Annotated in this window: 7 protein-coding genes; all 7 read right to left on the bottom strand. The window is 47.3% G+C overall.

The window, feature by feature from the left end:
• Positions 1 to 137 precede the first annotated feature (137 nt).
• Positions 138 to 1,664, bottom strand: a complete 1,527-nt coding sequence (locus DL94_RS13970) for an FAD-dependent oxidoreductase (RefSeq protein WP_051586260.1) — start codon at positions 1,662 to 1,664, stop codon at positions 138 to 140.
• A 64-nt stretch (positions 1,665 to 1,728) separates the two neighbouring features.
• Positions 1,729 to 5,067: a S8 family serine peptidase gene (locus DL94_RS0102620; protein WP_028128815.1), complete on the bottom strand. Its 3,339-nt coding sequence runs from the start codon at positions 5,065 to 5,067 to the stop codon at positions 1,729 to 1,731.
• A 177-nt stretch (positions 5,068 to 5,244) separates the two neighbouring features.
• Positions 5,245 to 5,910, bottom strand: coding sequence for a hypothetical protein (locus DL94_RS0102615; RefSeq protein WP_028128814.1), 666 nt, complete (start codon positions 5,908 to 5,910; stop codon positions 5,245 to 5,247).
• A 253-nt stretch (positions 5,911 to 6,163) separates the two neighbouring features.
• Positions 6,164 to 7,396, bottom strand: a complete 1,233-nt coding sequence (locus DL94_RS0102610) for an exo-beta-N-acetylmuramidase NamZ family protein (RefSeq protein ID WP_028128813.1) — start codon at positions 7,394 to 7,396, stop codon at positions 6,164 to 6,166.
• A gap of 391 nt (positions 7,397 to 7,787) precedes the next feature.
• Positions 7,788 to 9,056, bottom strand: coding sequence for a copper amine oxidase (locus DL94_RS13965; protein ID WP_156031650.1), 1,269 nt, complete (start codon positions 9,054 to 9,056; stop codon positions 7,788 to 7,790).
• Positions 9,057 to 9,144: 88 nt separating this feature from the next.
• Positions 9,145 to 10,842 (bottom strand): dicarboxylate/amino acid:cation symporter, encoded by a 1,698-nt coding sequence (locus DL94_RS0102595; RefSeq protein ID WP_081798745.1) that lies wholly within the window; start codon positions 10,840 to 10,842, stop codon positions 9,145 to 9,147.
• A 26-nt stretch (positions 10,843 to 10,868) separates the two neighbouring features.
• Complete coding sequence (locus DL94_RS0102590; RefSeq protein ID WP_028128811.1) at positions 10,869 to 13,088, bottom strand: SpoIIE family protein phosphatase; 2,220 nt, start codon at positions 13,086 to 13,088, stop codon at positions 10,869 to 10,871.
• Positions 13,089 to 13,210 lie beyond the last annotated feature (122 nt).

Below are 13,210 nucleotides of genomic sequence, written 5' to 3'. Positions count from 1 at the left end.
GCGGCTTGTTTGCTTATTTGGCTTGTGCTGCCATTTCCTTCATCAGCCAATCATCAGCGGATAGCTTTTGCCGGAATCATACCAGCGCGGCAGGCAAATCTGATAGTCAAGTTTTGACTGATATCGCCTTTTTACATTTATTGGCTTACATAACTGCGTTTTTCAGCAGGTATATCCTCCCATTTAACTTCATTTACAGGAATGTTCCGCGATAGTCCCCAAGCTGCCGCAATACCGGCTGCCTCTCCCATACTCATACAGGTGGGCTGTATACGGAAGGAAGCCTGCGCAGCGAAACTGCCGCTGGCACAGCGTCCTGACACCAACAGGTTGGACAGCTCATTGGTCACCAGCGCGCGATAGGGGATTTCGTAATACTGCCCCTTTTTCAGCTTTTCAAAAAAATCCAGCTTCACATCATGAATATCAATGGGGTATGCCGTCCGGCAGACTGCATCGGGGAAATGACGTGCCTGCAGATAATCATCAGCTTCCATATAGTACTTCCCACGAATCCGCCAAGACTCGCGCACGCCTACCATACTGGCTTCACGGCTGATATAGGCTTTTTCGAAGCCGGGAATATTGCCCTTGAAGTAAACGGCCAAACGGCGCATCATCTTCCGCCCAAAAGATACTGCCTTGCTGCGTGAAACAGCATCTGTGGCCGAAAACATCAACGGCGGCATTTCCGGGCAGTTCATGGACATGGTATGTGGCTTGCCTGGTACGGAAAAGGCCTGGATATACAGAACATCATCTTCCGTGAGCTCGCCTTTCTTAACGCCTTCCCGAAAGACATTCTCGGTTTTCTTCCATTTGGCAAATTCCCAAAACGGATCGCGGCCTTTTTTCACATCTTCCTTAAATTTTTTAGACCAGTTTTCTTCTAACCAGGTGTCCTTCAGTTTATCATGAAAGAAATGATAAACTTTCGGTACATCTATGCCTCCCATTTCAAACCGCAGGCTCATGGGCTGGTTTCGCCCGTTTTTTTCCGAACCTTTTTCCGTGGGGACTCCGGCAAATCGCGACAGCAGGGCATCGCCTGTGGCATCAATAAACGTCTTGGCTTGGATTTTCCCCAGCCCCTCTACGGTCTGCACCACACAAGCAGTGATGGTTCCGGCATCTACAACCGCTCCCACAAGAGCAGCATCATATAAAATCGTCGCTCCCGTTTCCTCACACCATTCATCATAGACTTCTGTCAGCAATTCCGGTACATAAGCTCCCATCCCCTCACCATAATGTGTGTCCGTTTCCGGGAGATTTGGCACAGGCGCAAAGCCAGCCTTGGTCTCTATGCGTTTGTTAAGTTCTTTTATATAAGGAGTATCGCTTTCAAATGCATAAGTAGGCATACAAGGAAAAACGCACCCTTGGGTTGCCAGGCCGCCAAGAGAAATCCCCCGCTCGACCAGTACAACCTTTACGCCTGCGCGTGCGGCACTGATGGCCGCCGCCGTCCCTGCCGCACCGCCGCCAACCACACAGACATCAGCGGTCAGCAGCGTTGGCAGACCTTCGCCATTCACTCCTGCCGGGGCTGCTGCGGCTTTGCCGCTCGGCATGGCTGTTTCCGCGAGCATCCCTACGGTTCCCATCCCCACCAGTTTCATAAATGCCCGCCGAGAAATCGGAATTGAAAATGATTTTTCCATGTTCATTCCCTCCAAACTACATTACAAACACGTCGAAACATCCTCCTGCTAATGACCAATTTGATTACCAAACACGGCGCAACATAATGCTGGCGGTCAAATCTTTATCATGCGCACCCTTTTGCAGCATGATATCGCCGCCGGCCTGCCAGCCTTTGGTAAATTCGGTTTCGCCAGATATCCCCATAATTACATGGGTCTTATCCTGACTATTATTAAGTGTATAGCTGTGCCCATTGTCGCCTTCGTAGTTGAATTTCAGATGCGGGTCGGCACCACTAAGAGCGTGTTTTATTCCCAACCGCATAGCGTAACTGCCCACGCCCAAATAGCGTTTCCACTCGACACCCATCCCCAGGGCAAAATAAGTATTGTTTTTCGAGGCAACCTGCTGATTGAATACACCTGCCCCCTGTTCATTGTAACCATCCTGCCGCATATACGAAAGCTGCATATTGACGTAGGGACTGACGTGCCAAATTTTGCCATCTTCGGCATGCAGGTCATATTTATATTCGCCGCCGATTTCAGCAATATAGCTGCGATAATCGGCCATCGTCTCTATTCCCAAATGGGACAGTCCACGGCACAGGCTGTTCCGCTGCCAGCCGTAATCAGCATACCAGTAAGCATCTCTTGCTCCCTTGTGATAACCGCCATAAATACCAATACGGGTGTCGTAGATATTTGAAGCTGATGTATCTTTGCCCAGATTCAGCGTATTGTACGCCACAAACAAACCGCCACGCGTATTTTTCCCAAAGGCTTTGTCGTAACCGCCGGAGATGGCACTGCCATGGTAATGGGCGCCGCCTTTGAGGCCGCCCCAGTTTTTGGTGAATTTTACCCAGGCCCCATTTTCGGCGGCAACAGGCAGGTTCACCGGTATATCTATGCCATTGTCACTGCCAGCATCAGCAAGGTTATTGCTGCTGATACGCACGTTGACCGGCTCCATGGAAAAAGCCGTGTTCAGCCTGTCAGAAATGACATGAGAAACCAGTGTATTCGTCTGCACAACACTGAGGGATTCACCTGCTCTTGATGAACTGATATCCGTCAGGGCCGCTTTAGCGCTGTCAGGCTCTAAATTATAAAGCGTGCGCATTTCTTCGCGACGGTCATCAGTCAATTTATGATACATGCGGTTCATGGCCTGATAGGTTTCTGACAGCTGTCCGTCAACATTTCCAAGATTATTGGCGGCAATCGCCGTTGCCGTCAGTGTGTTGCCCACCGTTTGGGCGTAAGTACTAAGCATCCCCGTAGTTGCCTGCGGTTTATCAGCCGAGTTTGCAGCATGTCCCTGCACCGTTCCCGCCGTCAGTACCTCGCGGCTCTCGCCGGGGAGCACGTTATTTAGCAGCACCTTGCTGTCCGTTATGTCTGCCGTTTCCTGCACGATAAAGCGAGGGCTTTCGCCAACCGTCACATGAGAAACGAGCGTTCCCGTGCTGACGAGATTTTTCATGGTGAGATTACCAGTGCCCGCAGCGTCCCCAGCTACGGCGATATTACGGTTGTACAGCGTGCCGCCGATAGTGCCGCGCCCGGCAATGGTGCCGTTATCTACACTGTAAGCATCACCTGCCACCGAGCCGTCAATGGAAAGTATTCCCCCTTTGGCCACGCTCGCCCCTGCGTAAGTGTTGTTCCCGGTCAGAGACAAACGCCCCGCGCCGCTTTTAATAAGACCGACATTCAGTCCCTCCATACCGCCATTTTCCACATTGGTGTTATACGCTTTCACATACAATTGGGTTAACAGCGCGGCTCCCGTGGCGGCGCTATTGCTTAGATTCCAGTTGGTATTATAGTAATTGTACCGTTCCCTCAAGTCTGCCTCCGTGCTGTCGGCGGCAATCTTGCCCACCTTGATTTCTTTGATGTCATTTGACCAGGTGGAATCATAACCTTTCGTATCAATGGGGTACATAACAGTGCGGCTGTTGTCGGCAGAATAAGCATCCGTAACATCCGCAGGCGCAAGCCGCCGGGCATTGAGCGCCCCAGGACCGTTTACCGCTTTGCCTGCATCTACCACGCCCTGACCAATAAAGGCCTGTAACGGCACGTTGTAATAAGCAATCGGCGCATAGTCAGGCTGGGTATATCCATAGGGCAAGTCATCAGCATAATAGGCGTTAATATCGCTTTGAATCTGTTCGGCGGTGCGAGGGTTGCCGTCAAAGTAAAATACATTGTAGTTTAACCTACCGTTATCATTCTGACGCGTCACGAAATAACCTTTATTCACCGTAATATTATTGTTGGCAGTGGACAGCAGCGTATCGGCAATTTCCTTTCCACTCATGTAGGGAAAGGCTTCCTGCACCAGGCCTGCAGTTCCCGTTACAAAGGGTGCCGCCATACTGGTGCCCGAATCATATATGTATTTTACTGGCTCGGCGGCAAAGTTGGCATTGGTGGACAAAATATTACTGCCCGGTGCCGCTAAGGTATATTCTTCCGCATATTTCGCGCCGTCAGAGAAAAAGGTCATCAGCCAATTGCCGCTTATGGTACCATCAGCATGACGCGTCATGCCTTTTTTGTAAAAAATCCCATCACTATAGTTGTCAAAATTATTGTTGAGCGCCGTGACATTGATTAAGTTCGTTTGCGCAGCATCATAAAACCAGCCAGACATTGACTGAATTGACGGTGTGGGATGGCCTGCATTGCCCGCGGCAAAAACGAGCAGCTTGCCACGTGCAGTAGCATCCCCCAAAGCCGCTACCTGCTTACTATGACTCGTGTCAAACTCCGCTAAATAGGCCATGAATTTTTCTGAAAAATCATCTAAACTGTTGGCGTTATTTAGCATTTCGGGTACACTCCCGCTAAGGACTTCATCAAAATACACCGGATCTGTCCAGGAATTGTTGATGACTTTGACATTATCTCTTGCGTAGAAGGGCGCAAAAGGATCGCTGAAGTCTGTGGACCCTCTTTCCGTCAGGTCATATCCTACAGGCACACCGACCAGGTCGGCATTATAAGCTACGCCATGCATGCTAATACCGTTCTTGCTCGCTCCCACAATGCCCGCTACATGGGTGCCATGTCTTAAGACGTCCCAATCATATACGCCCGGCTTTCCCCCGACCATCCAGGAATCCCGAATCATCCGGGCAAGATTTTTCGAAGAAAATTCCGGATGGGCAAAATTTGTCGGTGAATCGCATACGCCAAGAGTAATTCCCTTGCCGCTATAACCCTTGTTGTACACCGTGGCGGCGTTGATAAGCTCCAGCCCATTGCTGGCTTTATACTCATCTGTCTGAAAATCAGCCTCGGCCGCATAAGCAGGCGCATTTACCCCCAAGCATACCGACGTAAGCAAAGCAGCGACTATATAATATGCCAGTTTCCCCTCTGGCTTGAAATTTTTCCTTTTCATCTTTTTACTCCCTGTTCACCCAATATCCCAATATGTTCACTATAAAAAAGTGTATATTTATATAAATTCGATATGTTTAATACATTTCCTTTTGTAAACCGGAAAAATCCCCTGATGGCAAAGTAAAACCGCTGAACTAACCGGACATACAGCCCGTTAATTCAGCGGCTTATCTGCTTATTTGGCTTGTGCTGCCATTTCTTTCATCAACCAATCATGAATAGCCTTGTTATCTGCCTTCCCGTCGGCGGTCTTCTCATCGAGATAGGTTGCCTTAAAATAGCCGGGCAGCTCCTCGCTAATAAGCTGTATGGCCCAGGCCCCTCTATTCTCGCCAATGCCATAAATGGCATTCTTGTTGACCGCATAGTTCTGACGCACATCCTGCAGCAATGAGCGCAGAATATTCATGCCCTCAGTATTGGAAAGACGACCGACACGCGTCTCAAAGTCTTTCGTTGATTGAACCGTCAGAACGATAGCATACTGCTGCTTATTTTCCAGTTCATCCACCCAGGCGCTGACACCATCCGGCTGTTTCAGTAAAGCCTTGCCGTCGGTTTCCCCATTCACATCATTGATGACAATAATCAGCGGATAGCTTTTGCCGGAATCATACCAGCGCGGCAGGCAAATCTGATAGTCAAGTTTTGACTGAATGAGTTCTGAGCTGACAAAACGCTGCGAAGCCAGCTTTTTATCTTCGCTTGAATCCTCGCCGGGTCCCGCTGTTTGCACAGCTCTCTGCGGAGCCTGACTGACCTCCGCCTGCGCCATACCACCAAAGCCAAAGCTAAAGCCCAAAGCTGCAATAGTTGCCGCCATCATAATCTTCTTTTGCATGCCAATATCCTCCTTGCCTTTTAACGTCTTGTTATATAAATCGCCTGTTGGTATATTTCGCTATTTATGACTTTAATCCTGCCTTTTTATGTTAGCAGGATTTTTCTCGCAGCTCTTATGGGCAACTTCTTCTAAAAAAGCCTCGTCTGCTTTTTCCCATCCGGCTTGGTCAGCAGAGCGAAGGCTGGAAAGGCTGTATTTCTGGGTGTTGTTGAAGATAAAGGTCGAACCACATAAAAAAGTGGGGATGATTTTATTCGGCGTACAATAGATAGGGACGCCGCTGTTCCTTGAAACGCTTTACATCGTCCTGCCACATAGCACTGATTTCCTGGGCACTCTTTCCGGCCAGAATAGCCTCCCGTACATAGGTTTGGCCCATGAGCAAATCAAAATACACCATCTCTCTGCCAAACCTCTTGGAATTAAATTTCATAAAAAACTTTTCTCCCGCTCCCTGCCTGTGGAAGATTTTATATGCCTCCACCACATAGGATAGATCCATCCCTTTCGCCCGCAATTTCAGCTCGTTTTCCTGACTGAAATCTACACCGTAACAGACTTCTCCCTCCCGTAAGGGAGAATGTGCTGCTTTAATGCTGGTGGGCGTAAAGCTATAGCCGTATTTCCCCTGCAGTTCCGGAGCGCCGAAACACTGGAAGGGATGCTCCGTCCCCCGCCCGACACTTACCGTCGTGCCCTCGAAGGGACAAAGTGAGGCGTAGAGATAGATGGACTTCATATTGGGAAGGTTCGGGGAGGGCGGCACCGGCAGCGTGTAAGCTGTCCGGTGATTATAGTTCAGGCAGGGAATCACAGTAAATTTTGGCTTATTGCTAAGGTTCAGCCAACCTTCGCCGATAGCCATGTTCATAAGTTCTCCCAAAGTCAGGCCATGCACCGTCGGGATAGGGAGCCGTCCGACATGACTTCTCAGGCTCATATCCAAAATCGGTCCATCTACATAATGTCCGTTAGGGTTAGGCCTGTCCAGCAAAATGACCGCCTTGTCATAAAGCGAGCAAGCCTCGATGAGATCGCATACGGTGATATAATAGGTGTAATATCTCAGCCCCACATCCTGGATGTCAATGACCAGCACATCGAATTTGGCCATGTCGTTCTCAGCTGGCATAACAGTGTCCCCATCGTAAAGGGACAGGATAGGAATCCCTGTTTTTGCATCCGTACCGCTATCTACAGAATCCCCCGCCGGAGCGTCGCCCCTGATGCCATGCTCCGGAGAGAAGATGGCTGTCACCTGCTGGCCATTTTTCAAGAGCACATCCAAAAGATGTTCTTCGCCTATTCTGGCTGTATGGTTGCAAAAAAGAGCCACCCGCTTCCCGGAGAGCATGGGCAAATATTCCTCCGTTCGGGCATCCCCGGGAATAACAGAAGCGCCGACAGCCAAGGCATTATGGCCTATCAAGAAACATACGATAGTAAGCAACAGAAACAAGCAATGTTTTTTTTGAATGAACATATTCCCTCCTCATAGCATCCAAATGGATGTTTTTCATCTAGACCCACCGTAACCATTTCACCAATGCTCCAGCATGAACTGTACCAGACTGGCGGAATTTTTTGCTGCTTGCTTTGCAAATTCCTCAAAACTGATGGGCGAATTCCATTCCGGCCTTGGTCTCCCGGCGCGTGACCTGCATGTTTTCCTGCAAAGTATCCACTTCCGGCTTCATGGCTCCGATAATCCCAATCTTCATTTCTCTCTGCTCCTTTTCTGCTGCCATTGCAGGCAACGGTAAAAACACAAATCACAAGTAATAATGCGACAATCGTCTTTATCCTATTCATATTACCTTGCTTTCTACTATGAATGGCATTGTTATTAATCTGCCCATGCAACAGGCCCTTGCTCATTCACCGGCCGGCATGAGTATCAGGCAGGCAGGAAGATTCGAAGCCCCCGGTGGGGAGAATTCGAAGTAGTTGGGTACAGAGTTGTCATAACAGCCTAAATCAGCCAGCTCCATGTTGTTGCCAAAAAGGGCTGTCCCCTCTTCACGAGCTTTGGATACACTCTCCGGTTCCGGGGCAGTCTGATCCCCAAAATAGCCGGGGCCTTCTGGCGTCTCAATCAGTTTCGTATGTTGACTGCGCCCCCGGCGCACAGTCATAATGCCGGCATAGACGCCACCTAAAGGTGACAAGTAGTACTGTACCTTGGGAGCCCCTTTTTTGACAGGTATAGCAATCTTATAGAGCACACCATAATTGCCACAATTCATCGTCTGGCTCCCATCGGTGGCATCCACCCCTGCCTTGTATTTGTCTAATTTATTATCCGCCAGCATGATGTAGACAATGCCATCCCGTTCCGGGTCATATTCCCGCTCAGAGGTAATCACCCTGTCCATGCCCTTATAAGTACCACGAAGGGCCACGGAGTCCCTGGGCAGCACTTTGGCCTTTTCAATGAACTCCACAGGGTCCGCCTTGGCAGGATACATGATGACGGAGGTCTTCACAGGATGATCCACTTTGAAATCGTAGACTCCATACACCAGTTCTCCAGGCTGCAGGATAATTTCATCCATGCCGGACTGCAGCAGGCGCTTCCTATTCTTCAACAACAAAACGAGATCTAGCTCTTTTTCACCAAAATACTGGCGCTGTGTATTCTTGCCCACCCAAAGATAGTATTCGCTGGGCTTGGCTGTACCGCCACGGGTCACTTGTACTATGTTGTACTGCTCCTCGGAGTTGGCATTTTCCAGCACCACTGCCACTTTCTGGGGCACCTTGGTGTTGTTCAGATGATAGAAAAGCACCCTCACCTCGCCATTCACGGTGTCCTGATAAAGGATCCCCGGTCTGTCCACATACTCCGGGCTATCGGAAAACAGCAGGGTGCCGCCTGTGTCCTTGGAAGTCACTTCCCACCGGTGCATAGTATCCGATTTTGGGGCAGTTTCCGCCACCATAGGCATGCAAGCCAGCGCGCAAAACACACCGGCTGCCAGTTTCATCTTCAATGTCATTCTACTCCCCAACCTTCCTAACTCCAAGCTTATTGCTTGTTCCAACCTAATTTTGCCCAGGAATCTCACCCCCAGCATGGTAAGGTCATCGGATTGCTCTGCACCTTCTGCATGAACATCTATATCTTTTTCGCTCTTCTGCAAGAATTTCCTCCACGAAGGATTGAATAAATCCGTAACCACGGTGATTATTCGCTAGGGATATTCAACGCATTATTTCACAGTTACATTATTATTCATAATAAATATGTTTATCCAGCTTTCCTTCCAATCGTGCCAAAAGAAATGATGAGGATAAATTTCCGACCATATTACTTACTGTTCTAATGCCATCTACCAAAGGGTCAATGCCAAAAAATAAGGTAACTGCTGCTGTTGGCACTCCAGCCATACCAAAAATTGAAGTCATAACAATAACCGTTGCACCTGGTACGCTAGGAAAAGTAAACGACATCATAAGCGCTGCAAAGAAGAAGGTGATTAAAAATTCAAAATCAAATGGCAACCCTATTGTTACCCGTAATAAAATAGCAATAGCTGTTACATAAGCACAGCCTCCTAGCATATTAAATTGAATGCCGATAGGAACAGAAAAAAGTGCTAATTTTTCATCAATACCCAGCTTATCGGAACAATATTCCAGCGTAGCAGGCAAACATACATTCGAACTGCGGACAGAAAATGGTAAAACACTAAAGCTAAGAAATTTTTTTACAAACGGCAACGGCGAAACCCTACCAATAATTGCCAAAAAAACGGCTTCGCTCAAAATGATTATTAAAAATTCGATAAACGCAGAAATGACAATTTTGCTAAACGGCCAAAAGACCGAAATATCGACAATTATCATCATTTTTGCCATAGAAGCTGCAACTACAATAGGCATAGCCGGCATAATTGCCCTCACAGCATCCATAGCAAAGCGCTTACCAAATACGATTACCTCGCGAACAGGCAGCCCTCTGTCACCTGACTTAGCTAAAATAAAGCCCAAAAAGCAAGCTAGGAACAGTACTTGTAGAAGATTATTGTTAAAAAAAGGAGCAATAATATTGGGTGGAACAATGCTTATCATTACGTCCTTTAAAGACATGATTACCGCGGAATTGCTTTCCTCATTCAGCATTGAAATAAGGTCCGGCATAGCGCCTAACCAAAAGCCTAATCCCATTGACATGACCAGAATTACAGATAATTTAACAATAGATAAAAGTATAAGTTTTCCACCCATACGCCCGATATCTGCTGCATCCGACATACTCGTTATGCCCTCGATAACCGAGAAAAAAACCAATGGTGCTATGACCATCATCAACGCACTCATGAACAATTTTTCAATCGTATCAAATATGTTGTCAACCAACCATATAAGTATATCCGGAGCAAGTACACTTTTAGCTCCTATCCCTACAACGAGGCCCACCACAAGGCCAATAAGTGTATAAATGGCAATTTTATTGCCTGAACGATGTACACGGATAGAAATAATATTTACATCATTTTTTCGTGCATAACTTATGTCATCCTTATGCGCTTTTAATATACCCAAGCTGTATTGTTTTTGCTCATCGTCTGGAATTTCCTCTATGTCGTTGAGTGGATTATAGGCTTTTCCTGGGGCAATCAGTCGAAGGCTGACCTCACCAAAGTGCTTTGTAACCTCTACTTTTGCTTGAAATTTATTTTCATCACCAGAAGCTGTGGCAAAGTGAAAGAAATTCTCCTCTAGCAATAATTCGCCATTATATATTTCTTCTCGGGATAGTCCCAGTTCGGAAAAAGTTTTTTCTAGCCACTCTACTATTTGGTGATAATTTTCTTCAGAAACAGTATATATTGGTGTTCGCATATATTTATCTTCTCCATATATTGTAGGCTGCATATTCACGCTGAGATTTGAAGGGTGATGTCCATAACGGTGGCACTCCATGCATGGAACTCTTTTACTAAGCAGTTCTACACATCAGCCAAGCTGCCACAAAATTTCAGCCCCAGCATGGTTATGTCATCGGATTGCTCCGCGTCCCCCGCATAGGTATTAACATCCTGACGAACAGCTGCGAGTATTTCCTTTACATCTTTTGACGTCTGCCTATTTAATGTTGCCTGCAAACGCTCTTCGGAATATAGTTCTTCGGCCTCATTCATAGCCTCTGTCACGCCATCTGTATACAGGAAAATAATATCCCCCGGCTGCATAACCAAACTATGCGCCTCATATATTTCGTCCTCGTTTATGCCCAGCATCATATGTTTTCTGGCCTGCTGCAAATAACAGAACTTGCCATCCGCATGCACCAGCGGTGGATTATGACCGCCATTTACATAAACCAATTCTCCTGTTGTTAAATCCAGCCTGGCCATAAACGCCGTCACAAACATCATTTCTTCATTTTCCCGGCAAAGTTCTCGATTCGCCATCTTCATACAATCGGCAAAATCAGCAGCATTTTTCGCCCTTAAGACCATATTCTTTAACGTAGTTTTGGCGCGCATCATATAAAGGGCTGCCGGAATCCCTTTCCCTGACACGTCAGCAATCGTTATAACCAGATGATTTTCATCCGTCATATAAAAATCATAAAAATCTCCGCCTACCCCTTTGGCTGCATCCATGGCCGCATTTATTTGAAATTCCTGGTAAGCGGTCAAAAAATCCTGCGGCAATGCGCCCAGCTGAATATTACGGGCCACCGAAAGCTCCGCTGCCGCCTTTTCCCTCTCAGCTGTTGCCTTAGACAAGTTATCAATATAGGCTTTCAGCTCATCAGTCATAGAATTAAAGCATATGGCTAAATGTTCGATTTCGTCGCCGGTAGTTATATCAAGTTTCTTGTCAAGATTGCCACTGGCAATTTCACGCACGCCATCAGCCATTTGCTTTATCGGCTTTACAAACCGGTCAGAAAGCGCCTTCGACGTAAATATCATAATAACCACCATGATAAAAAACGCCAACACAGCCATCTGCAATAATAAAATCGACTCACGCTGCAAATTATCACTGAATGATTCCATCTGCCCCATGAAATAGTTATGGCTTTCCTGCAGGGAAGATGAAAGTTCGTCCTGTGACACCAGAATCCCCAGACTCCATTTCATCGTAGGGAGTGGCGCAAACGCCAGCATGTATTTTTCGCCATACAGCTCAACAGGCAATACACCACTTTCGCCGTTAGTCATATAATAAGCTGCCCTGGCAAACTCCGCCGACTCACTTTTCCGTAAATCCTGCTGTTTATCTGTCTCGGCCAGCACGCCCTCGTGTACCGGTGAAAAAATGACCTTGCCATCATTGTTCATGATAAAGTTAATGCCCTTATCACCAATGGCCGTATTCGTAATATATTGACGCAGCTCTTTAGTCGCTATATCAAGACTTGCTACGCCGGCAATTCCCTCAGCGTCATAATATGGCGCTGAGCAGCTTATAACTTCAACGTCACTATGTTCCGCCGTCAAAATTGTGAGATAAGGCAAAGAAAATACCGCCCTATTGGCCTTGATGGCATTTTGATACCACGGGCGGACACAAGGGTCATAACTAAAAGCCGGGTCATCAGATATCGGACTGTACTTATCCCCAACAAAGACGCTGCTGCAAATTAAAAACCCGGATTTACTACCAAAATAGGTTGCGGAATAACTAAAATAATCATAGTTTTTTTCCATCGGCACCATCGTACCCGTTATATTGGCAGCCAGCTCAACTTCTTGCCGTACCGTTTCAATCCCACGTTTTCGCACCTCAGGACTATAAATAATACAGGGCGCAGCCGGCGGAACTTTCCCATTATACGGGTCAAGAACAGCAGCTGGCAAATAATTGGACGGGTGCTTATGTATCCAAGTCAAAGCATCTGCTAAAATGGTCACATCATGCTCCATATGTGCCAACTCATAGTCAATAAAGTTAGCTTTCGACCTGGCTAAGTCTGCTATCGTCTCCTTACTGGTTTTATTTATATATTCCTGGGTGTATGCAGCTCCCTCCTGCGAAAGCTGCCCCCCAAAATCTGCTATATCTTTTTGCACGAAAGTAACGCCATAAAAGGACAAGCCTGCAAACACCAGGGCCGACAACAAGCTGCTTATAAGCAGGAGCAGCAGTAACCGGCCCCTGATGCTCAGCCGTCTGCGCAATATTTTCCGTACCATCCGCCAGTAATCGCCCATACCTTAAACTACTCCTTTAACGATGTCCCTCGTTTCCCTATCTCGCTTGCAATGTCAATGAGTTCACAATCCCTGATGTCCATCATCTTAACAATCAGCTTATTTAACTCACCGACAATGCC

The organism is Selenomonas sp. AE3005 (assembly GCF_000686945.1).
Classification (GTDB): Bacteria; Bacillota; Negativicutes; order Selenomonadales; family Selenomonadaceae; genus Selenomonas_A.
Note: the sequence above shows the minus strand (reverse complement) of the source record. Positions and strands in the feature narration are given on the sequence as shown.